This is a genomic window from Corynebacterium striatum (assembly GCF_016728105.1).
Classification (GTDB): Bacteria; Actinomycetota; Actinomycetes; order Mycobacteriales; family Mycobacteriaceae; genus Corynebacterium; species Corynebacterium striatum.
In genome coordinates, this window is sequence record NZ_CP068158.1 from 514538 (window position 1) to 539623 (window position 25086).

Consider the following 25086-nt stretch of genomic DNA (forward strand, 5'->3'; position numbering starts at 1 on the left):
CTACTTCGCGCGCACGTCGTTGATAATCGCGCCGAAGTCGAGGCCGCCGTGCCCCTCGTCCACGAGCTTGGCGTACTGCTGGGTGGCAATCTTGCCCAGGACGGTATCGGTCTTCGTCTCATCCGCCGCGGCCATGGCGAGCTTCAGATCCTTGAGCATGAGTGCTGCGGCGAAGCCCGGCTTGAAGTCGTTGTCGCCCGGCGAGCCCGGCACGATGTCTGGCACCGGCGCGTTAACGGTGAGCGACCAGGAGCTACCCGTCGCGTTGGAGACCACGTCGTAGAAGGCCTGGTGGTCGAGGCCGAGGCGCTCGCCGAGGACGAGGGCCTCGGACAGGGCAATCTGCTGGATGGCCAGAATCATGTTGTTGCAGGCCTTCACGGCCTGGCCGTTGCCGGTCTGGCCGCAGTGCGTCACAGACTTGCCCATGACCTCAAGTACCGGCTTGACCTTGTCGAAGTCCTCCTTCTCGCCGCCGACCATAAAGGCCAAGGTGCCGTTGGCGGCGCCGGCCATGCCGCCGGAGACTGGGGCGTCGAGGAAGCGGGAGCCGACGGCGGAGACGGCATCGGCAAGCTCGCGGGCTTCGGAAACGGCGATGGTGGAGACATCGACGAAGAGCGGGGCGGTGTCCTCGGCCGCGATGATGGGCTCGAGGACCTGCTTGACCAGGCCGCCGTTAGGCAGGCTGGTGATGACGATGTCAGCGCCTTGGGCGGCCTCCTCAGCCGAAGCGATGATCTCCACGCCGTTGTCCTTGGCGCGCTCGCGGGCCTCCTCCACGACGTCGAAGCCGTGGACCGTGTGGCCTGCCTTGACCAGGTTGGCGGCCATGCCGCCGCCCATGTTGCCCAGGCCGATGAATGCGATGGTGGTCATTGAAATCAGTCCTTTCTTACATGACCGGCATGGTGAACTGCGGGCCGGCGTTCTGGTCATCCGGCCAGCGGGAGGTGACGGTCTTGGTCTTGGTGTAGAAGCGGAAAGCGTCCGGGCCGTGCTGGTTGAGGTCGCCGAAGCCGGAGGCCTTCCAGCCACCGAAGGTGTGGTAAGCGATGGGGACCGGGATAGGGACGTTGACGCCCACCATGCCGACGTTGATGTTCTTGACGAAGTCGCGGGCCGCGCCGCCGTTCTGGGTGAAGATGGCCACGCCGTTGCCGTACATGTGGTCGTTCGGGTAGGAGATGGCTTCCTCGAGGGTCTCCGCGCGGACCATGGAGAGGACCGGGCCGAAAATTTCCTCGGTGTAGATGGACATGTCTGCGGTGACGTTGTCGAAGAAGGAGGGGCCGCAGTAGAAGCCGCCCGCGAGGGACTCGCCCTCGAATTCTTTGCCGGACATGTCGATGTCACGGCCATCGACGACGAGGTCAGCGCCAGCCTCGACGCCCTCGCCGATGAGGCGATTGACGCGGTCACGGGCGTCCGCGGTGACGAGCGGGCCATAGTCCGCCTCCGGGTCAAGGCAGTGGCCGACCTTGAGGTCCGGGATCTTGCGGATGAGCGCCTCGCGGAGCTTATCCGCGGTCTCCTTGCCCACGGGAACGACAACGGACAGCGCCATGCAGCGCTCGCCGGCCGCGCCGAAGGCGGCACCGGCCAAGGCATCCGCGGTGGCCTCGATGTCCGCGTCCGGTAGAACGATGGCGTGGTTCTTCGCGCCGCCGAAGCACTGGGCGCGCTTGCCGTTGGCCGCGCAACGTTCGTAGATGTAGTTCGCAATCGGGGTGGAACCCACGAAGCCCACGGCCTTGATGGTCGGGTTGTCGAGCAGCGTGTCGACGGCTTCCTTGCCGCCGTGGACAACGTTGAAGACACCGGCCGGGCCGCCGGCCTCGATAAAGAGCTCGGCGAGGCGGACCGGAACCTCCGGGTCGCGCTCGGAGGGCTTGAGGACAAACGCGTTGCCGGAGGCGAGCGCCGGGCCAGCCTTCCACAGCGGGATCATGGCGGGGAAGTTAAACGGCGTAATACCCGCGACGACGCCGAGCGGCTGACGCAGGGAGTAGGTGTCGATGCCGGTGCCGACCTCGGTGGAGTACTCGCCCTTGAGCTGGTGCGGCGCGCCGAGCGCAAACTCGAGGACATCGACGCCGCGCAGGACGTCGCCCTTGGCATCCTCGAAGGTCTTGCCGTGCTGCAGGGAGAGCGTGCGCGCCAGCTCATCCATGTTGGCGTGGATGAGGCGAATCCACTCCATGATGACGCGAACGCGCTTCTGCGGGTTCATCGCCGCCCACTTCGGCTGGGCCTTCTCCGCTTCTGCGACGACGTGGTCGACGTCCGCCGTGTCAGCCAGCGCCACTGCGGCCTGCTCCTGACCGGTGGACGGGTTGAGGACCGGCTGCGTGTTGCCGGTCGTGCCCTCCCAGGCCTCACCGTTGACGTAGTGGTGAATGGTGTACATAGCGGACTCCTTTGCATCCAGATTGGGGTTTCGTTGCCTTTCACCCTAACGAGACACACGTCACAAAACTATCTTTCGCGAGAACTGAACCACTGTTCACCCCTGGAGTGACCCCAGTGTCATGGGATTTCGCCCAAACCCCTGGGGTGAACGCCATTCACTGGCTAGAGTGGGACGGCATGAAGCCCGAAAACAGCAGGTATACAGCCTGGGACGCGGATGTCATCCTCAACGACGGTTCCATCGCGACGCTGCGCGCCGTCCGGGATACGGACCGCGCGGGCCTCGTGGAGTTCTTTGGTCGCGTCTCCGATCACTCCAAGTATCTGCGCTTTTTCGGAACCCACCCCGAGCTCACCAATGAGGACCTGGACCGCTGGCTCGACACGCGCGGCTATGACAAGGTCACCCTCGTCGTCGAGGAGCGCGGGGACATCGTGGCCGTGGCTGGCTACGGGATTGTCGAGTCGCTCCTGCCCGCCCGCGTGGGCGACGTGTCCTTCCTTGTTCAGGACTCCCACCACGGCAAGGGCGTGGGCAATATCCTGCTCGAGCACCTCGCCGAAATCGGCCGCGAGGGCGGCGTCGAACGCTTCTTCGCGGAGATGCTCACCCAAAACCGCCAGATGGCGCAGGTCTTCATCCGCGCGGGCTACTCCGCCAAGCCGGAGCTCGCGGACGGCTACATCAGCGTGGACTTCCGGATTGAACCCAACGCCACCTCCCGCGAGGTCATGGAGCGCCGCGAGCTGCGCGCCGAGTCCAGCTCCATCCGCCGTCTCCTCAATCCCACCCACGTGGCTACCGTCGGCGACGCCCCCGCCACCTTCCACGGCCCGACCAGCTCCCTCGCCCAACTTTCCGATGCCCCCTCCCCCGACGCCGCCACCCCCGGCGGCCTCGTTGTCGCCCCGACCGGCACCGACCCGGGCCCGCTCATGGACGCGGCCTCCGCGGTCCATGCGGCCGGCGTCGTGCTCGTCTCCCGCAGCCAAAACCCAGGCCTCGCGGGAGAGGCCTCCCGCGCCGTCGTTCTCGCCGCCCGCGACCATGGGCTGCGCGCCCTGGGCCCAGCCTCGTTGGGCATCATCAACACGGATCCAGACGTGCGGCTCAACACGACACCCGCGCCGATGCCGCGGGCGGGCCGCACTGGTCTCTTTACCCAGTCCGCGGGCGTCGCGACGCTCACGCTTTCCCACGCGCTCGCCCGCGGAGTCGGCCTATCCACCTTCATCGCGGCCGGCTCCTTCGCGGATGTCACGGGCAACGACGTCATTCAGTTCTGGAGCGACGACGAGCGCACGCAGGTCTGTCTGCTCTCCCTCGACACGGTGGGTAACCCCCGCAAATTCTTCCGCGTGCTGCGTCGCCTCGCCCTAGAAAAGCACGTCGTGGTCTTCCTGCCGTCGCGTGCGCTCCACTCGGCACGCTATACTGCAGCCCCAGACGACGTCGCCGTCACCCAGCCCGCCGCGCCCATCGCGGCCCTCGACGAGGTCATCGAGCAGACCGGCGCCATGGTCGTCACCCGGCGCGACGCCATGTACGACATCGCACAGCTGCTTGCCCGCCAGCCCGTCCCCCAGGGCCCGCGCGTCGCGGTCATCTCCAATTCGGCGGGGCTCACCCGCCAGATGGAAGGCGCCGCCGGTCGCTTCGGCCTGCGCGTCCGCGGCACCACCGTCATGGGCGAGCCCGTCGCCAGCATCCGCGACGCCGTGGCACAGGCTCTCGCGGACCCCGCTGTCGATGCGGTGCTCACCGCCGTCGTGGAAATCGGCGAGTTCATCACCAAGGATGCCCGCGCGCAGCTCACCGAGCTCGCCGCCGGGCCCGCCCTCGAACACGCCACCCCGCTCATCGCCTCCTTCGTGGGCTTCGACCTCCCGTCCGAGGACCACACCGACGAGGAAACCCAAGGCCAGCTGCCTGTCTTCGCCACGTACGCGGACGCGCTCGAAGCACTCGCCACTATCCTCCACAACGAGAAGCGCCGCACGCTCGCCCGCCCCACGCCCGAGGACCAACTGGCAGAACCCGGCGACACCCACGGCACCCGCGCGATCATCGCCGATATCCTCCGTGACTCCCCCACTGGCCGCTGGGCCACGGACGAGGAATGCATGGCCATCCTCGCTGCCTTCGGCATCGACATCGTGCCGTGGACGCCGGCGCCCACCTTGGGTGAAGCCCTCCATGCCGCGGAATCCCACGGCTGGGACGTCGTCCTCAAGTGCACCTCCCCCATCGTGCGCGGCCGCTCCGAGCTGCCCACCGTCCTGCGCCACATCCACACCCCCGAGGCCCTCACCCGCGCCTGGGCCACGCTTACCCAACTCACCCGCGACCTCCACCTCGGCGAGGATCCCGGCGTCCTCGCCCCCGCCATCCAACGCACCGTGCCCGCCGGTGCCTCACTCACCATGCGCGCCATCGAGGATCCCGTCCTCGGCCCCATGGTCTCCGCCGGCATCGCGGGCCTACCTACAGATCTCCTTGGCGACGTGTCGTGGCGCGTCCCGCCCCTGCGCCGCACCGACGCGCTCACCATGCTCAGCGAGCTGCGCGCCGCCCCGCTCCTTGCCGGCTACCAGGGCGCGAAGGCCCCGCAGCTCCACGGCGTCGAAGACGTCCTCATGCGCCTGACCGCTCTCAAAGACGAGCTCGTCCAAGTTGTCGACTGCGAGCTCACGCCCGTCATCGCGGGCCTCGACGGCACAGCTGTCGTCGGTGCGCGCCTGCGCGTGGCTCCCCTCGACGAACAACGCGACCCGCTCGCCCGGGCGCTGCGCTAGGAGACCGCCGTGAAGCCATTGCTCTTCAACGCCGAGGAAATGCGCCGCTACTCCCTCGGCCCTGACCATCCCATGGGCCCGGACCGCGTGCGGCTGGCCCACGAGCTCGCGGACTACTTCCACCTCACCGAGGAATTCGAGGTCGTCGAGCCCGCCGCCGCCACGACCGCCGAGCTCACAGCCGTCCACTCCCCGGACTACATCACCGCCACGCGCCTCGAAGTCCCTGCCCGCCGCTTTGGCCTCGGCACGGAGGACAATCCCATCAGCCACGGTCTGTCCACCGTCGCCGCGAGGATCGCCGGCGCCTCACTCCAGGCTACCCAGGCCGTGTGGGAGGGCCGCGCCCCGCGCGCGCTCAACCTCGCCGGCGGACTTCACCACGCGTTCGCGGATTCCATGTCCGGCTTTTGCATGTACAACGACGCCGCCGTCGCCATCCAGTGGCTCCTCGACCAGGGCGCCACCCGCGTCGCCTACCTCGACCTCGACGCCCACCACGGCGACGGCGTCGAGCGCATCTTCTGGGACGATCCCCGCGTGCTCACTATCTCCGTCCACGAGTCCGGCCTCTACCTCTTCCCCCACAGCGGCTTCGCGCACGACATCGGCGGGCCCGGCGCCGAAGGCACCGCCGTCAATATCGCCTTACCCCGCTCGCCTTCCGATGCCGCCTGGCTCCACGCCGTCCACGCCCTCATCCCCGCACTCCTCAGCCGCTTCCGCCCGCAGCTGCTTATCTCTCAGCATGGCGCCGATCCCCACGCGGCTGACCCGCTCGCCGACCTCGAGGTGAGCATCGACGCCATGGCGCATGCCTACCGCTCCGTTGCGGCGTGGGCCGACCAATACGCCAACGGAAAGTGGGTCGCTCTCGGCGGCGGCGGATACAACCTCGACTCCGTCGCTCGCGCCTGGACGCACGTCACCGCCGCCGTCGCTGGCGTGGACCTCGACTCGGCCGCGCCCATGCCTAAGGGTTGGCACGGCTCGGCGACTCTCGGTGACTTCGGGAGCGCACGCCCGGACTTTACAGAGTTCGACCCGCGCCAGGTTCTCGCCACGCGCCCCGAGCCCGCCGTCGTGCAGACCTCCCGCGCGGTCTTCCCCTACTGGGGGCTTCCCGCCTACGGCTAGGCCGCCGTACCCCGCCACTCCACGGCGAGGATGCTGTGGCGCACCGTATCGTCCAGGGGGCCGTCCGCTTGGAGAACGAGAAATTGAGTTGGATTGTTTACCGTATTTGGTTCACTCCACCAACTCAATTTTAAGTACTTGATCGACCACTTTCCATTCGTCTACCAATCCATCTTCGGTTTCTATCGCTTCTCCGCTAAGCAAACCGTTAAAAATGTATTGGCAATTGAATGTTGCAGTTTCGCCCGATATAGGAATGTCAACTGCAAAGGCAATATTGAAGGGAGTAGCTTCCGTGGACCATTTCTCACGAGAATCATGATGCGTACGAACTGATTCAACTGGCATGCTCACCGCACCATCTCTCAGAAGTATTGCCATTCGATGAACCAATTCAATCCAATCTCTGGAAATGTCTTCGGCTGAAGGAACGCGGACGCCGAAGGTAACATGTTCTTGAATAGTCGCTAAATCGTTGAGGAAAGCGCCCACTTTCTCTGCATGGTCAATAAATGACGGCTCCAGCATTATCAACTGCGACAGAAGCTGCTTTGGGATAGGTCCAAAACGAGGAGCAACGATCAAACCTCTCGAAAGTTTCACTTTCAAATAGAAGTCAATGACTGCCCGTAACTCTGCCACTAAACAACCCTGAGGCAACTTCATTGAAAGTGTCGTAGTCGTCTGTTCATCGCGAACATCTGTCAGAAGTTCGATATCAAACGCTCCCGAACGATCGCGCAATCTAGTGGAAAACCCGGGAATTCCATCATCATCAGGAACACCGGTACCAATATATTCTCGAACCAGTTCTAGCGAACCGAGCTCATCAAACCCCTCATCGATCTCAACAATCCGGAGCTCCGGCGCATTCGCAAGATTGCCTGCGATCGGGGTTAGAATTATCGCCCCTTCAGCCGCCGAACCGCTAAGTCCTCCCGGGGCGTCAACTTCGATATCCATTACCCCCGACTCGAGGTGTAGCGGTACACCGAATCTCAGAGATTTTTGAATTGCTACATGTTCTGGAGACCCTTGTACCGCCGTTAGCAATGAATGGATTGAAATAGGGCGGAGCTCGGTTGAAAGACTATTTTTAGCAAAAACATTAATGCGAACTAATTGTCCATTAACAACGTGTAACGTCGAAAATACTAATTCTGGCGCCTGTGGTGCGGGAAGCATATCGAAGGCTTCGGGAAACGTAGTGATAAATGGACCAGTTGAGATTCCATAGGTGTAGTGCGGATCCAGCCTATTGAGCTGATCCAAGACGGATGACAGGCTATCGCGAACGTCAACAATTTCCTTGTCAGCACCCTCCGGAATCAAATTGCGCAACTGACCGCGTTTCACGAACGCGTCCGCCATTTCAATCACCGTTTCGCGACTGCCATTGAAATAGTAGTCAGTAATCTCATGATATTTCGCAGCCCAAGCTTCACATCTCGCCAGCCCGTCCCATACGACGCCCTTCATTCCTAACTGATTTCCCTGATCAATCAACCACTTCAAGGCTTCAGGAGTGGGATCCCACGGCATGACCAGATGCCATTCTTCAACATCCAACTCGCTCCATCGGTCGTCGGCGGAGAGCGTTTTCATGGAATCCAGAATTTGTTTCTTCTGTCCAGCTTTTAGCGGACCAGAGAAGCCTTTCACCTGGTAGACAATGGTTCGTGGATATCGTACGAGGATATCAATTCCACCATCACCTCGTGACGGCGAAATCTTTTCTGCATATTGGTCTTCCGATGCGATAAACATGGCGATCGCATGTTCAATATCTTCGCCGCTATATCTGCTCCATTCAATTCGTCCCATATTTTCCACCTCATCCCAGTTCAGAAAAATTCTTGCTTGGTTCAAGTCTCCTATCTTAAGCCCTGAACTGGGGTTAAGTAGTCTCTCCAGACGCTCTAGCGCGGCGGCATGCGCAGCGCGCCATCCAAACGGATGGTCTCGCCGTTGAGATAGTTGTTTTCCGCCATGGAGATAGCCAGCTGGGCGAACTCCTCGGGCTTGGCCAGTCGTGGGGGGAACTGCACGGTGGCCTCGAGCTGCTGCTTAAACTCGGGCGTGATCTGCTCCATCATCGGCGTCGCCACGACGCCGGGTGCAATCGCGTTGACGCGGATGCCCTGCGACGCGAGGTCGCGCGCAGCCGTAATCGAGAGCGAATGGACCGCACCCTTGGACGCAGCGTACGCGGCCTGGCCTACCTGCCCCTCAAACGCGGCGACGGAGGCGGTATTAATGATGACACCGCGCTGGCCGTCCTCGTCAACCGGCTCGGTCGTGGCCATGGCCTCGGCCGCCGCAGTCATGACGTGGAACGTGCCCATCAAATTGATATTGATGGTCTTCACGAAGAGGTCTGGGTCGTGCGGGCCCTTGCGACCGAAGATGCGCGCTGAGGGGCAGATGCCGGCACAGTTGATGGCGAGACGCAAGGGGGCATCGGCACACTGGGCGGCCTGAACGGCCTCGCGGACGGCGGCGGCGTCGGTGACGTCGACCTCGGCGAACTCCACGCCGTCATACTCCGGGGCACGAAGATCAAAGGCCGTGACGCGCACGCCACGCTGGATAAGCGCCTGAGCCGTCGCGGCGCCAAGGCCGGACGCGCCGCCGGTGACGATGGCAGAAATGTTCTCGAGCTGCATAGTTTCTCCTTAGACGAATGCCGACACACCGGTGACGGCGCGGCCGACGATGAGCGAGTTAATGTCGTAGGTGCCCTCGTAGGTAAAGAGGACCTCCGCGTCCGACATGAACTTGGACAAGTCATACTCGGTGAGGATGCCGTTGCCGCCACCAATATTGCGGCCGGCCGCGGCGGACTCGCGCGCCAAGCGCGTGGTCGTGGCCTTGGCAAGTGCCGCGAACGGCATCTCGAGCAGGCCCTTTTCCTGGACCTCGGCGACCTGCGCCATCATGGCGAGCGAGGCCGTTGCATTGCCGAGAATGCGCGCGAGCTGCTCCTGGACAAGCTGGAACTTCGCGATGGGGCGGCCGAACTGCTCGCGCTTGACGGCGTATTCGCGGGCCTTGTCGAAAATGCCGAGCTGGATACCGGCCCCCTGCCAGCCCACCCACGCGCGGGAGTAGCAGAGGAAGTCGTTGACGTTGGCGAAGGTCTCCGCACCCGGGATCAGGTTCTCGTGCGGGATGACGACATTGTCGTAGTTGATGTCCGCATTCTGCATGATGCGCAGGCCCATCTTGCGGGCAATCTTTTGCGTCGTCACGCCCTCGCGGTTGTGCTCGACGATAAATGCCTTGATGTCGTTGTCCTCTATGTCGCGGGCGAAGCAGATCGAGAAGTCCGCGAAAGTACCCGCGCCGATCCAGCGCTTGGCGCCGTTGATAACCCAGCCATCCGCGGTCTTTTCCGCGGTGGCGGCCAAGCCGCCGGCGATATCAGAGCCGTGGTCCGGTTCAGTGAGCGCGAAGCACCCCACCTTCTCAAACTGGCGCAGGCCCGGCAGCCATTCCTTCTTCTGTGCGTCCGAGCCCAGCTTGTCGATGAGCCCGACCACGAGCTCGTTGTGAATGCCCACGAGCGCCGAGAGCGACACGTCCGCGCGAGTGACCTCCGCGTAGACGAGGCCGCGGTAGAGACGTGAGGTGCCGGAGAGCTCGATCTCGCCGAGGCCGTGCGCGGCCATCGTGGGCAGCAGGTCGAAAGGCAGCTCTTCCCGGTCCCAGAACTCGCCCACCACGGGGCGAATCTCGGTCTGGAGGAACTCGTGGATGGTGGCGAGCTTGGATTGCTCGTCTTCGGGCAGTCGATCCGCGACGCCCAGGATGTCCGCGTGCGGGTATTTGATGCCGGCGAGGTGCGCGCCGAGCGGATGGGAAGAATCAAGAATCGGTGGCATGGGATGCTCCCTAGGTCCGAAGGGATAGTACGATTACATTTAAGATCGTACCGTATGACGTGGTGCACGTCACGGTTTCTGGGCGGAAATTTTCCCCCATGCGTTCCCCGACCTAGAGTTAACGCAGGTAAACCGCGAAACACAGACAGGAATGAGCCCCATGACCGAGAACGCCGCAGCGCTGTCCCCCGCAGCCGCACGCCCGCTCACCGCGCGCCAACGCGAAATTTTTACCGCGCTCCTCACAGACTTCCTGGCCGAGGGTTTCGAGTCCTTCACCATCGACGACGCCACCAAGCGCTACCGCTGCTCCAAGTCCACTATCTACGCCTTGGGCAAAACCCGCGACGCCATCATTCGCCGTGTGCTCGTAAGCTTCTTCAAAGAGATCACCCGCCGCACAGCCCCCGAGGCAAACCGAGCCACGAGCGCCGCCCGCGCACTGGAGGACTACTTCACGGCAATGACCAGCGCACTCACCCCCGCAAGCACCGCCTTCATGCGCGATCTCGCCACCGAGCCCGTTGCCCAGGAGGTCTACGCCCTCAACACCTCCGGCGCGACACAGACCATCCGCACACTCCTCGAGCGCGGCGTCGCGGCGGGCGAATTTCGCGCCGAATCCGTGGCGTTTACCTCGCTGGTCATCCAGCGCACCATGGCCGATATCCAGCAGGGCGCCTACACGGAGGCGCTGCCCCCCGCCACCGCCTATCACGCGTTGGGACAACTCGTCCTCCACGGGATCCTCGAGCGCTAACACGGCTATTTTTATTCGCTGTACTGCGGAAACAAAAGTACTTTGAAAATTGCCTAGCCATTACTTCGAATTCGAACTATGGTGAGTTGGGACGCAGGTCACAATTATCTTCCGCTTGGACCCCCGACACTTCTCGAGGAGCATCATGACTACTGTTTCCAGCCCCAGCGTTACCGAGCAGTTCCGCGCCGCCCGCGACCAGCTTGTTTCCGTGCAGACCGATTACGAAGCCGCTCGCGCGAACTTCGAATGGCCGCGCTTCGAGCACTTCAACTTCGCCCTCGATTGGTTTGATCACCTGGGCACCGAGGCCGAGTCGAAGGACCGCGAGGCCCTCGTCATCTGCGAGCAGGACGGTACGTCCACCCGCCGCACCTTCGCCGAGCTCTCCACCCGCTCGAGCCAGCTCGCCAATTGGCTCACAGAGCAGGGCGTCAAGCGCGGCGACCGCGTCATGGTCATGCTCAACAACCAGGTCGAGCTGTGGGAATCCATGCTTGCTTGCATCAAGGCTGGCTTCGTCCTCAATCCCGCCACCGCGATGCTCGGTACGGTTGACCTTCAGGATCGTACCGATCGCGCCGATATCTCGTGGGTCATCGCCAACGGCGAGGATGCCGCCAAGTTCCAGGACGTCACGGGTGAGTTCACCATGATCCAGGTCGGCGACGCCCCGGACGCGCAGTCCAGCCACCCGACGCTACGCTATTCCGATAGCTACTCCGCTTCCGAGACCTACACGCCCACCCAGGAGACCGCCGCGGACGAGACTCTGCTGCTCTATTTCACGTCCGGCACGACGTCCAAGGCCAAGCTCGTGGAGCACACCCACACCTCGTATCCTGTCGGCCATCTCACCACCATGTACTGGATCGGCCTCGAGCCGGGCGACGTCCACTTGAACGTCGCGGCACCCGGCTGGGCTAAGCACGCATGGTCGAATTTCTTTGCGCCGTGGATCGCAGGCGCGACGGTCTTCCTCTACAACTACACGCGCTTCGACGCAGCAGCCCTCATGGACAAGATGGAAGAAGAAGGCGTGACCAGCTTCTGCGCCCCGCCGACCGTGTGGCGCATGCTCGTCCTCGCCGATCTGAACCGCATGAAGACCCCGCCGAAGAAGCTCGTCGCCGCCGGCGAGCCGCTCAACCCGGAACTCATCAACGCCATCGAGAAGGCATGGAAGACCTCCGTGCGCGACGGCTTCGGCCAGACGGAGTCCACCCTCCAGATCGCCAACACCCCGGGCCAGAAGGTCAAGGCCGGTTCCATGGGGCGTCCGCTGCCGGGCTTCGAGGTCGTCCTCATCGACCCTGCCACGGACGAGATTGGCGACACCGGCGAGATCTGCCTCAAGCTCGACCCGCGCCCCGTGGGGCTTACGCCGGGCTACTTCAACTTCCCGGAGAAGAACGAGGAAGTCTTCCGCGACGGTTACTACCACACCGGCGACACGGCCGAGCGCGACGAGGACGGCTACATCTTCTACATCGGCCGTGCCGATGACGTCTTCAAAGCCTCGGACTACCGCCTCTCCCCGTTCGAGCTCGAGTCCGTTGTCATCGAGCACGCCGCCGTGGCCGAGGTCGCTGTCGTCCCCTCCCCGGATCCTATCCGTCTCGCGGTGCCCAAGGCTTACGTCGCACTCGCCCCGGGCTACGAGCCCACGGCCGAGACCGCCGAGGCCATCCTCAAGCACTGCCGCGACGGCCTCGCCCCCTACAAGCGCATTCGTCGCCTGGAGTTCTACGAGCTGCCCAAGACCATCTCCGGTAAGATTCGGCGTGTGGAACTGCGCAAGCGCGAGACCGATATCCACTCCGCCGACGGCGGCGAGACCAAGGCACAGACCGAGTTCGCGGATTCAGACTTCCCGAACCTGAAAGGCTAACTCATGGACAGCATCGCGGAGGGCCGCCGGCAATGGGAGAAGCACTATGCTGCCGATGCCGCCTTAGGCCTCACCGCGATTTCCTCCGCCGCCCGCGCCGCGCACGTCTTGCGCGCGGGCGCGGAGGACGCGCTCGCGCCGTTCGGCGTGAGCTTTGCTCACTTTGAGCTCCTCACTCTCCTCATGTGGTCACGCTCCGGCGCGCTGCCCATGTCGAAAATCAGCACCCGGCTCCACATGCCGCCAGCCTCTCTCACCCACACCGTCCGCCGTCTCGAAGGCCAAGGCCTCGTTGCCCGCGTGACGGACGAGAAGGACAAGCGATCGACGTTGCTCACCATCACAGACCAGGGCATCGCGCTCGCCAGCGCCGCCGGCCCCGTCCTCAGCGACTACTGCGCCAGCCTCGACCAGGACGCCGCCGCCGAGCTTGTCGATGCCGCCGCGATCTTCCGACGCGCCGCCGGCGACGACGTCGAATAACCTCGGCACACACACGAACATCCCACCGGTCCTCACATGAACCGGCGGGATTTTTGTTGCCTCACCAGGCCTTGTGGTCACATCAGGGCCAATGAAAGCAGTTTAATTTCTCGGTATTCTAGGCAGCGAGCGCGCAAGCGCTCCCCTTCTGACGGTGCTGTCAACCGGGTTCACACAGGGTCTACACCGCCACATATGGGGGTCGGGGGCCAACTGCCATCGCCAGCGCTGAGGCGTTGGGGTCCGCCTACGTGATGGAGGGAGGTAAGAGGACACATATCCGCTTCTTCGTCTGAACCACCCAAGGGCGACAAGAATTAGAAGAAGACCTTAACCGCAATTGTTACCGAAATCGCGACCAAGGCCCTCGGGACGCTGGCAGCCAACTACTTGCGCGATGCTATCGCAGCAGGGGGAACTGGCTGACTAGCTAGTCTCACTGAAAGCCTCAGGGTCGTTGCGGGTTCTGGGGCTTTCCGCTGTTGTGGCGCGACAATCCGCCGTGTTTTAGGAGTGCGTGAAGTTGGCGTCGCGCTTCTCGGTGAAGGCGGCCATACCTTCCTTTTGGTCGTTGGAGGAGAAGATGGAGTGGAAGGTGCGGCGCTCGAAGAGGAGGCCCTGTGCGAGGGTCGTCTCGTAGGCGGCGTTGACCTGCTCCTTAATCATAGTCGTCGCAATAAGCGACTTGGACGCGATGGTCGCGGCGGTCTTCAGCGCCTCGTCGAGGAGCTCTCCTGCGGGGACGACGCGGGAGACGAGCCCGGAGCGCTCGGCTTCCTCGGCGTCCATCATGCGGCCGGTGAGGCACAAGTCCATGGACTTCGCCTTGCCCACGGCGCGCGTGAGACGCTGGGAGCCGCCCATGCCCGGGGTAACGCCGAGGTTGACCTCGGGCTGGCCGAACTTGGCGCGGTCGCCGGCGATGATGAAGTCACACATCATGGCCAGCTCGCAGCCACCGCCGAGCGCATAGCCGTTGACGGCCGCGATGATCGGTGTACGCGCACGAGTAAGATTTTCCCAGTCCGCGAACCAGTTGGTCGAGTACATCTCGGTCGCGCCGCGCGGCGCCATCTCCTTGATGTCGGCGCCGGCGGCGAAGGCCTTCTCGGAGCCGGTGATGACGATAGCCCCGATGTTCTCGTCCGCGTCGAACTCAGCGACGGCGGCGGTCACCTCCTCCATCGTGGCCTTGTTGAGCGCGTTGAGCGCCTCGGGACGGTTGAGCGTGATGAGCGCGACGCGGTCGCGGGTCTCGGTGAGGATGGCCATGGTGTCTCCTTCTGTCGTGCGTTAAACGTTTTGGGTGAAATCCGGCGGTGCAATGCCGTCGATGGGGGCGAAGAGGGCGCCCACGTCGCTCGGCACGTCCACGATCGTTGCGTACTTCCAGTGCGGGGTGCGGTCCTTGTCGATGATTTGGGCGCGGATGCCCTCGGCAAACTCGGGGTGGCGCTGCATATTGAGCGACATCCAGAATTCCTGCGTGAGCACGTCCGCGAGGCTGTGATGCGCCGCGCGCTCCAGGCCCTCCTCGGTCACGCGGATGCCCAGCGGCGAGTTGCGGCGAATGCGCTTGGCGGCCTTCGCGGCCCAGTGCTCCTCGCCGTGCTCGGCGGCCAGCGCGTCGAGTCGCTCGAGCGTCGCCGCGGCCGTGGGCGCGGCGTAGGCCTCGACCATCTCGGCCCGGTCTTCGCCGAAGCCCGGACCGGCGTCCTGCGCGAACTCCGCGATGACGGCCGGGTCCGCGGTCTCGTGCAGCCGTGCCACGAGCGACTCAATCCGGTCCTGCGGCACGTAGTAATCCGCGAAGCCGGTGTCGATGGCCTCGGCCGCGCCGACGTGGGCCGCGGTGTAGCCCAGATGGAAGCCCAGCCGATCCGCCGCACGCGCGAGGACGTAGGAACCGCCGGCATCCGGCGAGTAGCCGATGCCGACCTCGGGCATGCCCAGGCGCGAGTCATCCGTGACGATCCGGTGGCTGCCGTGCGCCGAGATCCCGATGCCGCCACCCAGCACGATGCCCGTCTGCAGCGCCACGTACGGCTTGGGGTAGACCGAAATATAGTGGTTAAGCTCGTACTCCTCGCGCCAGAACGTGGCGCCGAAGTCGCCTGGTCCGCCCTCGGCGACCGCGTCGCGGTAGAGCGCCGCGACGTCGCCGCCCGCACACAGGCCGCGCTCACCAGCACCCCGCACGAGCACGAGACGCACCGCGTCATCGTCCGCCCACGCACGCAAAACGCGGGTGAACTCACGAATCATGTCCAAGGTCAGCGCGTTAAGCGCCTGAGGCCGGTTGAGCGTGAGCGTGCCCACGCCGTCGCACACGGAAGCGAGAACCTCGCCCTCAGTGATTTCTACAGACATCTCACAGTTCCTTTCTATTTCGCCTCGAGCAGCAGAGCCTCTCCTTGTCCCCCGCCACCGCAAAGCGCAACACCCGCGCGCGAACCCGCGCCCGCCGCCAGCTGGTGCGCCGCATGCACGACCAAGCGCGCTCCCGATGCCCCGATGGGGTGACCCATCGCAATCGCCCCGCCCTGTGGGTTGACCGCGTCCGGGTCAAGGCCCAGGGTGCGCGCGGAGTGCACGACGACGGCGGCAAAGGCCTCATTGATTTCCACGTGGTCGAGGGAGCCTGCGTCCCAGCCCTCGCGCTCAAGGGCGCGGAGGAGAGCATCGGCAGGCTGCTGCTGCAGCGAGGAATCGGGGCCGGCGGTCTGGCCCACCGAACGCAGCGCGGCGAGGACCGCCCAGCCCTGCGCCGCGGCATGCGCGGTCGTGGTGAGCACGACCGCCGCCGCGCCGTCCGTAATGGGCGAGGAATTGCCCGCCGTAATCGAGCCGTCCTTCTCAAAGGCCGGACGGAGCTTGGCCAACGACTCGTCCGTGACGCCCTCGCGGATGCCCTCGTCGGACTCGACCGTCACCGAGCCCTTGCGGGTCTCGATGATGAGCGGCACGATTTCGCGGGCGAGCGTGCCGTCCTGCGTCGCGGCGAGCGCGCGCTGGTGACTCAGCGCCGCGCAGTGGTCCTGTTCTTCGCGGGTGACGGGATAGCGGCCCGCGTATTTCTCGGACAGCGACCCCATGGAAATACCCAGGTCCGCGGCGCGCAGGCCATCGTGTTCCATGTGATCGAGCGCCTCAAACGCCCCGAATTTCACGCCGGCGCGCGAGCGCGGCAGCAGGTGCGGCGCGTTCGTCATGGACTCCATGCCGCCGGCGACGACGACCTCGGCCTCGCCCGCGCGCAGCAGACGCGCCGCGTCGATGACGGCCGTGAGCCCGGACAGACAAATCTTATTCACCGTCGCCGTATGTGCCCGCGGCGAAATCCCGGCTGCGAGCGCGGCCTGCTTCGTGGGATTCTGGCCAACACCGGCTTGGAGGACCTGGCCGAAGACGACGGCATCGACAAGCTCGGGCTCCACGCGCGCCTGCTCAAGCGCGCCGCGGATGGCGTGCGCGCCCAGGTCGGTGGCGGGCAGTGCGGCAAGCCCGCCCAGCAACTTGCCAAAGGGCGTGCGCGCGGCGCCCACGATGACGATATCGGTATCCTGCAGGGTCACATTGCCTCCCGAGAAAAATCTGTACGAATTTAGGATAAATCGTACAGATCATCCGTGACCTGCGCCACCCTTTCGGTTAGGAAGTGAGGAATTCCTTCCACGCGGGCCACTCGGCGTACATCTGTGCGCGCCCCGCGTTAAAGTTCGCCCGCAGCTTGGCCACGTTCTTTTCCGTCGACGCGACCTGCATATCCTCGGTGAAGAACAGCTGCGCGCGGCCTTCCTTTTCGAGCTCGAGCAGCCTGTCCTTCGACGCGTTGTACCGGTCCGGACGTTGGATGAGCGCCTCCGCGACCGCGGGGTAGCGGCCCAGCACGCGACGCACGGCGCGGCGACGCGTGACCTGCGGTCGGACGTAGCCGCGCGGGTGCGTGCCCACGAAAAGGAACTTCTCGTAGCCCGCCTTCTCCGCCTGGTCGATGGAGATGCCGCCGGACTCGCCCAGCGCACCGTCCACATAGGGCACGCCGTCGATAAAACGCAACGGCATGATGAGCGGCAGCGTCGAGGACGCGCGCACGTACATATTCATGTCCGACTGCTCGTGGATGTCCGCACGCGTGATGTAGACGGACTCGCCCGTATCTGCGCGCGTCGTGGCAAGATTCATCTCCGCCGGGTTCGCCTGAAATGCTTCGAAGTCGAAGGGCAGATCCTTGTCCGAGGAGCGCTCATAGATATACTCCGCGTTGAAATACCCCGTGCCGCGCAGCAGCGAAGACACCCCGCCGAAACTAGGGTTATGGGCAAAGTCCACGAAGGATTCCTTCGCCCGCCACGCATCGTGCGAGAGATAGTTCACGGCGTGCGAGGACCCCGCGGACACGCCGCCCACCCAGCCGAACTGTACGTCTTCCTCGATGAGCTTGACCACGCAGGCCGCCGTGTACGAGTTGCGCATGCCGCCGCCTTCAAAAATCAGGGCGATATTTTTTGCATCAATCACGTTGTTTTACTGTACGCGGCTGCTTACCATGTTCACATGGGATTACTTGACGCGCTCCGCTCGCTCACTGGCCCCAAGGCCCCACGCCTCGCCACGCCCGAATCCGGCGCGCCCGTCGTCGAGGTCGGCCACTTGGAGGTCCACTCCGCCGAAACCTTGCTCATCGTCGTAACCGACTCTTCCGGCGCCGCAGCCCTCCGTGAGGTCGCCCGCGCCGCCGAGCCCGCCTGGCTTGCCGATGCCCCCTCCACCACCCGCGTCTTCTTCTCCCCCGCCCCACGCCCCGAGGTCCCCGTCCGCGATCCCAAGAAGGGCTGGGCCATCCCGCTCGACCTGGACACGCGCGCCGCACTCCTAGAGACCCTGCGCGCCGAGCCGGGCGACTACGAAATTTCCGAATCCCTTGCCATCGTCGTGGAGGAAAATTAATCATGCTCATCTTGCCTTTCAACGGTGTGTACCCGCGCATTCACCGCAGCGCCTGGATTGCTCCGAACGCCACCATCATTGGCGACGTGGAAATCGGCCCCGATTCCTCGGTCTTCTACGGCTGCGTCCTACGCGCGGACGTGGGCGCCATTCGCCTAGGCGCCCGCGTCAACATCCAGGACAATTCCGTCATCCACGAGGAAGCCGACGTTGCGTGCGTTTTGGAGGATGACGTCACGGTTGGCCACATGGCGATGCTGCACGGCACGCACGTGGGCGCTGGCACGCTGGTTGGAATGAAGGCCTCGCTGCTGTCGCGTTCGGTGGTGGGCCCTGGCTCACTCATCGCTGCCGGCGCGCTTGTGCTGGAGGGACAGGAGATCCCAGCGAAGTCCCTCGCCGCCGGCATCCCGGCGAAGGTTCGCCGCGAACTCAGCGATGAGCAATCGCATTCCTTTATCCCTCACGCCGGACGCTACGTTGATCTATCCAAGGCACAGGCGCTTTCCGACGCCGCCGTTTCCCTCGAGGACGTCTACTACGACTAGGGGCCGCTAGAGACTCAGCACACCCATGATGACGAGGAAGATTGCCACGACGTAGCCGCTGATTTCGGCTACGCGCGCGGAGTTTTCGCGGGCTGCGGAAAAAAGCTTGCCAGCGGCACTTTGCGGCTGCGCGCGCACGAGGGCGATGAAGATTCCACACAGCGTGGGCAGCGAGAGCGCCAGCGTGGCGTACCACAAAGTGCCCAGGTAGCGGGTGGCGTCGGAGAACTCGCCGGCGGCGAGGTGCAGAAGGCCGCCGTAGAAGGGCACGGAGGTCAGCGACTGCACCACGCCCATGATGAAACCGATAGCTGCGGTCTTGAGCGAGGGCTCGCGCAGCGGCACGAGGAGTTTTTCCACCATCGGGTTGGATTCGCCTTTGGATTGCCAGGCGCCGAAACCGATGAGCACGCCTACTGCGATGAGGACGATGCCGGTTATTGGCGACTCCAGCGCGGCAACGATCTGTTCGCGGATTCCGACGAAGATAAAGAGCACGGCCAAGGAGGCCACGAGCACGCCGAGCCAATCCCCCGCCACGATTAGCGGCGCCACCTTGCGGTATTTACCGCGCGGCAGGATGATTCCGATGGCAACGAGGATGCCGATGAGCAGCGCGTTGACGGAGTCTCCGAAGGCATAGATGACGGCGTGGAGCATGCGCGCAAGTCTACAGTGCGCGGCGGCGGCCCCAAATTTCATAAAGGATCTGCACATGTCAAAATTCCTCTACCACTTGGGTAGCTGGTCATATCGAAAAGTCTGGCCGTTCCTCGCGTTCTGGCTGGTACTGCTCGTCGCGATGGGCGGCCTCACTGGCGCCTTCGCGAAGTCTCCAAGCCCCACTTTTTCCATGCCAGACATGGACTCCACCGTCACCCAAGAGCAGATGATGGAGCGCTTCGGCACGGAGACAGATGCAATGAGTGCCCCCAGCGCCACCATCACACTGCAGGCTCCGGAGGGCAAAAGCTCACGGATAAGGCGGTCATGGGCGAAGTCGATTCCATGATCAAGGAGCTGCAAGGAACCGACGCGCTGAAGGACCCCGACGCAATCGTTAACCCGGTCATGGCTTCCATGGGAATGCAGAAGCAGATGACCGAGAAAATGGCCGCGCAGGGCATGCCGCAGGAGCAGATCGATTCCGACCTTGCCGCACTCTCCCCTCTCAGCGAGGACAAACGCACCGGTACGATCTCCATCAACTTCGATGCCGCGTCCGTCACTGAGATCCCTGCCGAAGAGATGACCGCGGTCACCGACGTTCTCAAGAAGTACGACGACGGTGACCTCACCGTGAAGTACGGCGGCAATGCCTTCAACGGCGCCACCGAGATGAACATGGTCTCTGAGGTCATCGGCCTCATCGTTGCCGCCATCGTCCTGCTCATCACCTTCGGTTCCTTCGTGGCCGCAGGTATGCCGCTCATCTCTGCCGTCGTCGGCGTGGGCGTGGGAATCCTGGGCGTCCAGCTCGCCACAGTCTTCACCGACTCTGTCTCCGACATGACGCCGATGCTGGCCTCCATGATCGGCCTGGCCGTGGGCATCGACTACGCGCTGTTCATCGTGGCCCGCTTCCGCAACGAGCTCATCACCTCCTCCGGACTCAATGATCTGAGTCCGAAGGAGCTCGCGCAGGAGCTCAAGAAGATGGACAAGGCAACCCGCGCACACGCCATGGGCATGGCCTTGGGCACCGCTGGTTCCTCCGTGGTCTTCGCTGGTGCCACCGTGGTCATCGCACTGGCAGCGCTGACCATCATCGGTATTCCGTTCCTGTCCACCATGGCCATCGCCGCTGCCGCAACCGTGGTTGTGGCAGTCTGCGTCGCGCTCACCTTCATCCCTGGCCTCTTGGGCCTGTTCGGCACCAAGGTCTTCGCTGGCCGCGTGCCGGGCCCCAAGGTTCCGGACCCTGAGGACGAAAAGCCCACCATGGGCCTAAAGTGGGTACGCCGCATTCGCGCTCACCCGCGGATGCACCTCATCGCCGGCGTGCTGTTGCTCGGAATCCTCGCCCTGCCGGCCGCCAACCTACGCCTGGCCATGCCCACCGACGGAACCTCGAAGCTGGGCACCCCGCAGCGCGATGCTTATGAGATGACCGAAGAGGCATTCGGCCCAGGTCGCAACGCCCCGATGATCGCTTACGTCGACGTCGCGGACGTCGCAAAGCAAGACCGCATGCCGGCCTTCCAGGAACTCCTCAAGGACTTCAGTGAGACCGAGGGCGTCGTCAATGCGCAGATCGTCGCCACCACGGACAACATGGACGCGGCGCAGATCCTGATTACCCCGACCACTGGCGCAACCGACGAGACCACCACCGAAACCCTGGAAAAGCTCCGCGGTTTCAAGGCCGAGTTCGAGGACAACACCGGCGGCACCTACGGCATCACTGGCATCACCCCAATCTTCGATGACATTTCGCAGAAGCTTAGCGACGTCCTCCTCCCCTACATCGCGATCGTCCTCGGCCTAGCATTCATCGTGCTTCTCCTCGTCTTCCGCTCCATCTGGGTGCCGCTCATCGCGGCCGCTGGCTTCGGCCTGTCCATGGCAGCCACCTTCGGCGTCACCGTGGCCATCTTCCAGGAGGGCATGTTCGGAATCATCGACGACCCACAGCCGCTGCTGTCCTTCCTGCCGATCATTCTCATCGGCCTGACCTTTGGTCTCGCAATGGACTACCAGGTATTCCTGGTCACCCGCATGCGCGAGGGCTTCGTCCATGGCAAGACCGCAGGCAACGCGACGTCGAATGGCTTCAAGCATGGCGCACGCACCGTGACCGCGGCAGCGCTCATCATGATCTCCGTGTTCGCAGCCTTCATGCTCATTGACCTCCCATTCATCAAGACCATGGGCTTCGCCCTTGCGGTTGGTGTGTTCATGGACGCCTTCGTTGTACGCATGATGATCATCCCGGCCACGATGTTCCTGCTCGATAAGAAGGCATGGTCAATTCCGAAGTGGCTCGATAGGATTCTGCCCAACATGGACATCGAGGGCGAGGCTCTCAGTGCCCAGCACGAAGAACTCCAAAGAGTTTCAGCGCGATAAAGTAGAGGAAAAGTCGAAGGGAAAGGAAGCAGCTCGTGTCTAGCTTGCGGGAAGCCAAGAAGCAGGCAACGCGCCACGCCATTGCAGATTCGGCAGCGCGTTTGGTGGTCGATGAGGGCGTGGAAAACCTCACTGTCGCCCGAATTGCTGAAGCCGCGGGGGTATCCCCGCGCACCTTCCATAACTATTTCTCTTCGGCCTCCGATGCTTTGTTCTTCTTCGCCGCGAGCTTGCTCGATTCCCACTCCGATGATGTCGAGAACCTGTCCCCGGAGATGGGCATCAACGAATTCTTCGAGGCTATGTTGCTCGAGGTCCTCGACGATGACCAGCCCAACCTGCATTCCCTCGCCACGCTCGTCACAATCGGCGAGTCCATGGAGAGCATGAGCCACACTGCTGAGGAACGTCAACGCTATGAAAAGGTGGCTTTCGGAATCGTCGAGGCTTTCGGCCTCCGCATGCCAGGTTATTCCAAACTGGAACTGGGAATCCTGCTTGCAGCACACGGCGCCGCGGGCAAGGTAGCACTGATGGAGATCGCTGACCAGGAAAGCTCCGGCACAAAGCTCAGTTCCGCTGAAAAACGGGAGATCGTGCATCATGCCTTCCAATTCCTGAAGCAGATTCCTTAGACCAGCCACAACCCAGCTCAGTGTCCCCTGATTTTTGCAGTTCACTGAAAATTCACCCCGGACCCCCGCAAAAGCGGTGGGTTCCGGGGTAGTGTCGTATAAGTCGTATTTACCCCCGAGCATATTTGGAGTGTCCACAGTGAAGGTAGCGATTCTGGGCGGCGACGGATTCTGTGGATGGCCAGCCTCCCTGTACCTATCTGATCAAGGCCACGACGTCATCATCGTGGACAACCTCTCCCGCCGCGCCATCGACACCGAGCTAGGCGCTGAGTCTTTGACTCCGATCGTCTCCATCGAAGAGCGCATCGCCGCCTGGCACGAGGTCTCCGGTAAGACCATCGAGTTCCGCAACTTCGACGTGGCGCAGGACTACGACGCTCTCCTCGAGTTCCTCACCACCGAGCGTCCCGACGCCGTAGTGCACTTCGCCGAACAGCGCGCTGCGCCTTACTCCATGAAGAGCTCCCGCACCAAGCGCTACACAGTGGACAACAACATCAACGCCACCCACAACCTGCTGACTGCCATCGTCGAATCCGGTGAAGACATTCACGTGGCGCACCTTGGCACGATGGGCGTCTATGGCTACGGCACCGCCGGAATGGAAATTCCGGAAGGCTACCTCGACGTCCAAGTCAAGGTCGAGGGCCAAGAGCCGATCGAGCAGTCGATCCTGTACCCTTCTAACCCTGGCTCCGTGTACCACATGACCAAGGTCTTGGATCAGCACCTGTTTGCGTACTATGCCAAGAACGATGAACTGCGCATCACCGACCTGCACCAGGGCATCATCTGGGGCACCCACACCGAGCAGACCCTCAAGGACGAGCGCCTTATCAACCGATTCGACTACGACGGCGACTACGGCACGGTGCTCAACCGCTTCCTCATCCAGGCCGGTATCGGCTACCCGCTTACCGTCCACGGCACCGGCGGCCAGACCCGCGCTTTCATCCACATCCGCGACATGGTTCGCTGCGTCGAACTCGCGCTCGAGAACCCGCCGGCCAAGGGTGATCGCGTCAAGATCATTAACCAAATGACTGAAACCCACCGTGTTCGCGATCTCGCAGAACTGGTGGCCAAACTCTCTGGTGCCAAGCTCGCCATGGTGCCGAACCCGCGCAAGGAGTCCGCAGAAAACGAATTACACGTCTCTAACAACACCTTCCTCGAGCTGGGGCTTGAACCCACCACTTTGTCCGAGGGTCTCCTTCACGAGGTCGAGGAAGTCGCGCAGCGCTACGCCGACCGAGTGGACCGCTCCAAGATCCCGGCCCAGTCCCTGTGGACCAAGCAGCAGCATGCGGGCGTTCCGGAAGGGCTCCTCAACGAGGCCGCTCACTAAGCAATTCACCGAAGCATCGTGCGCATCGCCATCGTTACCGAGGTCTTCCTGCCAAAGATCGACGGAGTAGTCACCCGCATCACCCACGCCCTGGAACAGCTCGCGGTACTGGGCCATGAGGTCCGCATCTTCGCCCCAGGCAACCCGCCAGAGACCTTTGCGGGATTCGAGGTAACCCGCATCCCTAGTCTCTCTCTGCCGGTGTATCCAGAGATCAAGTTTGGACTGCCCACCTGGAAGTTCTTCTCGGAGATTCGCGCCTGGGAGCCTGACGTCATCCACGCCGTCAATCCAATCTGGACCGCTGCGCTTGGTGTATTCGCGGCGCAGCGCGACGCCGTCCCACTCGTGGCCAGCTTCCACACCAACGTCCCCGAATACGTTGAAGCACTCGGCATCGGCTGGACCCGCCCACTGACTGAGGCCGCCATCAACTACCTCCACAACCAGGCCGCCGTGAACCTTTGCACCTCTGGCCCGATGGTGGATAAGGCCCGCGGCATCGGCATGCACAACGTCAAACTGTGGCCCAAGGCCGTGGACACGCAGACGTATCACCCGAGGAAGGCGTCGCCAAGCATGCGCGAACGCCTCACCGCCGGCCACCCGGAGGCCCCACTGCTGACCTATATCGGGCGCATCTCCAAGGAAAAAGACCTGGAAAGGCTCGACAACGTCATCCGCCTGGTGCGCGGCCAGGCACCGGACACACGCCTCGCCATCATCGGCGCGGGACCGTACCTCGACGCGCTCAAGGCAACCTTCGATCCCGAGATGACGGTATTTTCCGGCTACCTCTCCGGCGAAGAACTCGCGCAGGCCTTCGCTTCGGGCGACGTATTCCTCTTCCCCTCTGCCACCGAAACCCTCGGCCTCGTGGCATTGGAATCCTTCGCCTCTGGAGTGCCGGTCATCGGCACCAACGCTGGCGGAATCCCCTTCGTCATCGAAGAAGGCGTGACGGGCCACCTCATCGATCCCGACGCTCCCGACGAAGCTTGGGCGGGCGCAGCGCTGGGCCTGATTGAAGATTCTTCGCGACGCGCCGCCATGGGACAGGCCGCGCGTGCCGAAGCTGAGCAGTATTCATGGTTAGAATCCACAAAGGCGCTCGTTGCAGCCTATGAAGAAGCTACTGCCAACCCCTATCACCGCTGACAAGGATTCCTC

Annotated in this window: 20 protein-coding genes and 1 pseudogene; 11 read left to right on the forward strand and 10 right to left on the reverse strand. The window is 63.4% G+C overall.

From position 1 onward, the window contains the following. Entirely contained in the window at window positions 1–879 is an 879-nt protein-coding gene (gene mmsB / locus I6I72_RS02400; RefSeq protein WP_005530049.1) for a 3-hydroxyisobutyrate dehydrogenase, read from the reverse strand. Window positions 880–895: 16 nt separating this feature from the next. Further along, the gene (locus I6I72_RS02405) at window positions 896–2410 is read right to left on the reverse strand and encodes a CoA-acylating methylmalonate-semialdehyde dehydrogenase (RefSeq protein ID WP_005530051.1); all 1515 of its coding nucleotides are present in this window, start codon (window positions 2408–2410) and stop codon (window positions 896–898) included. 179 nt (window positions 2411–2589) lie between these two features. Here I6I72_RS02405 and I6I72_RS02410 point away from each other — a divergent pair, with 179 nt between their 5' ends. Both I6I72_RS02410 and I6I72_RS02415 read left to right on the forward strand, forming a co-directional pair. Further along, the gene (locus tag I6I72_RS02410; RefSeq protein WP_034657223.1) at window positions 2590–5208 is read left to right on the forward strand and encodes a GNAT family N-acetyltransferase; all 2619 of its coding nucleotides are present in this window, start codon (window positions 2590–2592) and stop codon (window positions 5206–5208) included. A gap of 9 nt (window positions 5209–5217) precedes the next feature. After that, window positions 5218–6345 (forward strand): acetoin utilization protein AcuC, encoded by a 1128-nt coding sequence (locus I6I72_RS02415; RefSeq protein ID WP_188093122.1) that lies wholly within the window; start codon window positions 5218–5220, stop codon window positions 6343–6345. 111 nt (window positions 6346–6456) lie between these two features. Here the strand turns inward: I6I72_RS02415 and I6I72_RS02420 are convergent, their stop codons facing one another. Genes I6I72_RS02420 through I6I72_RS02430 form a run of 3 tightly spaced genes read right to left on the reverse strand, consistent with a single transcriptional unit; the run spans window position 6457 to window position 10229 of the window. Further along, complete coding sequence (locus I6I72_RS02420) at window positions 6457–8214, reverse strand: hypothetical protein (RefSeq protein ID WP_049062743.1); 1758 nt, start codon at window positions 8212–8214, stop codon at window positions 6457–6459. 50 nt (window positions 8215–8264) lie between these two features. Beyond that, a complete protein-coding gene (locus tag I6I72_RS02425; RefSeq protein WP_005530059.1) occupies window positions 8265–9011 on the reverse strand; it encodes an SDR family NAD(P)-dependent oxidoreductase in 747 nt (248 codons plus the stop codon). Between the two features lie 9 nt (window positions 9012–9020). Further along, window positions 9021–10229 (reverse strand): acyl-CoA dehydrogenase family protein, encoded by a 1209-nt coding sequence (locus tag I6I72_RS02430; RefSeq protein WP_049062742.1) that lies wholly within the window; start codon window positions 10227–10229, stop codon window positions 9021–9023. Window positions 10230–10380: 151 nt separating this feature from the next. Here I6I72_RS02430 and I6I72_RS02435 point away from each other — a divergent pair, with 151 nt between their 5' ends. From I6I72_RS02435 to I6I72_RS02445, 3 genes are all read left to right on the forward strand, one after another. After that, window positions 10381–10989 (forward strand): TetR/AcrR family transcriptional regulator, encoded by a 609-nt coding sequence (locus I6I72_RS02435; protein WP_049062741.1) that lies wholly within the window; start codon window positions 10381–10383, stop codon window positions 10987–10989. Between the two features lie 145 nt (window positions 10990–11134). Beyond that, on the forward strand, window positions 11135–12880 hold the full coding sequence (locus tag I6I72_RS02440; RefSeq protein WP_005530065.1) for an AMP-binding protein: 1746 nt from the start codon (window positions 11135–11137) through the stop codon (window positions 12878–12880). 3 nt (window positions 12881–12883) lie between these two features. Continuing rightward, window positions 12884–13363 (forward strand): MarR family transcriptional regulator, encoded by a 480-nt coding sequence (locus I6I72_RS02445; RefSeq protein ID WP_005530067.1) that lies wholly within the window; start codon window positions 12884–12886, stop codon window positions 13361–13363. A gap of 507 nt (window positions 13364–13870) precedes the next feature. On the opposite strand, the gene I6I72_RS02450 is transcribed toward I6I72_RS02445, so the two are convergent. From I6I72_RS02450 to I6I72_RS02465, 4 genes are all read right to left on the reverse strand, one after another. Then, window positions 13871–14635 (reverse strand): enoyl-CoA hydratase, encoded by a 765-nt coding sequence (locus I6I72_RS02450; protein WP_049062739.1) that lies wholly within the window; start codon window positions 14633–14635, stop codon window positions 13871–13873. A 21-nt stretch (window positions 14636–14656) separates the two neighbouring features. Continuing rightward, entirely contained in the window at window positions 14657–15733 is a 1077-nt protein-coding gene (locus I6I72_RS02455) for an enoyl-CoA hydratase/isomerase family protein (protein ID WP_049062738.1), read from the reverse strand. A gap of 14 nt (window positions 15734–15747) precedes the next feature. After that, a complete protein-coding gene (locus tag I6I72_RS02460; RefSeq protein WP_049147567.1) occupies window positions 15748–16938 on the reverse strand; it encodes an acetyl-CoA C-acyltransferase in 1191 nt (396 codons plus the stop codon). A 76-nt stretch (window positions 16939–17014) separates the two neighbouring features. After that, the gene (locus I6I72_RS02465) at window positions 17015–17884 is read right to left on the reverse strand and encodes a patatin-like phospholipase family protein (protein WP_005530073.1); all 870 of its coding nucleotides are present in this window, start codon (window positions 17882–17884) and stop codon (window positions 17015–17017) included. Window positions 17885–17920: 36 nt separating this feature from the next. Here I6I72_RS02465 and I6I72_RS02470 point away from each other — a divergent pair, with 36 nt between their 5' ends. Both I6I72_RS02470 and I6I72_RS02475 read left to right on the forward strand, forming a co-directional pair. Beyond that, window positions 17921–18313, forward strand: coding sequence for a hypothetical protein (locus I6I72_RS02470; protein WP_034657182.1), 393 nt, complete (start codon window positions 17921–17923; stop codon window positions 18311–18313). 2 nt (window positions 18314–18315) lie between these two features. Continuing rightward, window positions 18316–18861 (forward strand): gamma carbonic anhydrase family protein, encoded by a 546-nt coding sequence (locus I6I72_RS02475; RefSeq protein ID WP_049062245.1) that lies wholly within the window; start codon window positions 18316–18318, stop codon window positions 18859–18861. 6 nt (window positions 18862–18867) lie between these two features. Here I6I72_RS02475 and I6I72_RS02480 read toward each other — a convergent pair whose 3' ends face one another. Beyond that, on the reverse strand, window positions 18868–19521 hold the full coding sequence (locus tag I6I72_RS02480; RefSeq protein WP_034657184.1) for a membrane protein: 654 nt from the start codon (window positions 19519–19521) through the stop codon (window positions 18868–18870). Between the two features lie 55 nt (window positions 19522–19576). Between I6I72_RS02480 and I6I72_RS02485 the strand changes: the two are divergent. From I6I72_RS02485 to I6I72_RS02500, 4 genes and pseudogenes are all read left to right on the forward strand, one after another. Further along, window positions 19577–21973: pseudogene (locus I6I72_RS02485) on the forward strand (MMPL family transporter). Beyond that, window positions 21966–22565 carry a TetR/AcrR family transcriptional regulator gene (locus I6I72_RS02490; RefSeq protein WP_201807398.1) on the forward strand — a complete coding sequence of 200 codons (600 nt, stop codon included), beginning with the start codon at window positions 21966–21968 and terminating at the stop codon, window positions 22563–22565. The pseudogene I6I72_RS02485 and the gene I6I72_RS02490 overlap by 8 nt, the downstream one beginning before the upstream one ends. A 139-nt stretch (window positions 22566–22704) precedes the next feature. Further along, window positions 22705–23916: an NAD-dependent epimerase/dehydratase family protein gene (locus tag I6I72_RS02495; RefSeq protein ID WP_049062242.1), complete on the forward strand. Its 1212-nt coding sequence runs from the start codon at window positions 22705–22707 to the stop codon at window positions 23914–23916. An 18-nt stretch (window positions 23917–23934) separates the two neighbouring features. Next, entirely contained in the window at window positions 23935–25074 is a 1140-nt protein-coding gene (locus tag I6I72_RS02500) for a glycosyltransferase family 4 protein (protein ID WP_049147558.1), read from the forward strand. Window positions 25075–25086: the final 12 nt, after the last annotated feature.

Bases quoted from the DNA above. Each gene is read 5' to 3' on its own strand.
- mmsB (WP_005530049.1), bottom strand. From the start codon at position 879: ATGACCACCATCGCATTCATCGGCCTGGGCAACATGGGCGGCGGCATG.
- I6I72_RS02405 (WP_005530051.1), bottom strand. From the start codon at position 2,410: ATGTACACCATTCACCACTACGTCAACGGTGAGGCCTGGGAGGGCACG.
- I6I72_RS02410 (WP_034657223.1), top strand. From the start codon at position 2,590: ATGAAGCCCGAAAACAGCAGGTATACAGCCTGGGACGCGGATGTCATC.
- I6I72_RS02425 (WP_005530059.1), bottom strand. From the start codon at position 9,011: ATGCAGCTCGAGAACATTTCTGCCATCGTCACCGGCGGCGCGTCCGGC.
- I6I72_RS02430 (WP_049062742.1), bottom strand. From the start codon at position 10,229: ATGCCACCGATTCTTGATTCTTCCCATCCGCTCGGCGCGCACCTCGCC.
- I6I72_RS02435 (WP_049062741.1), top strand. From the start codon at position 10,381: ATGAGCCCCATGACCGAGAACGCCGCAGCGCTGTCCCCCGCAGCCGCA.
- I6I72_RS02440 (WP_005530065.1), top strand. From the start codon at position 11,135: ATGACTACTGTTTCCAGCCCCAGCGTTACCGAGCAGTTCCGCGCCGCC.
- I6I72_RS02445 (WP_005530067.1), top strand. From the start codon at position 12,884: ATGGACAGCATCGCGGAGGGCCGCCGGCAATGGGAGAAGCACTATGCT.
- I6I72_RS02450 (WP_049062739.1), bottom strand. From the start codon at position 14,635: ATGGCCATCCTCACCGAGACCCGCGACCGCGTCGCGCTCATCACGCTC.
- I6I72_RS02455 (WP_049062738.1), bottom strand. From the start codon at position 15,733: ATGTCTGTAGAAATCACTGAGGGCGAGGTTCTCGCTTCCGTGTGCGAC.
- I6I72_RS02470 (WP_034657182.1), top strand. From the start codon at position 17,921: ATGGGATTACTTGACGCGCTCCGCTCGCTCACTGGCCCCAAGGCCCCA.
- I6I72_RS02475 (WP_049062245.1), top strand. From the start codon at position 18,316: ATGCTCATCTTGCCTTTCAACGGTGTGTACCCGCGCATTCACCGCAGC.
- I6I72_RS02480 (WP_034657184.1), bottom strand. From the start codon at position 19,521: ATGCTCCACGCCGTCATCTATGCCTTCGGAGACTCCGTCAACGCGCTG.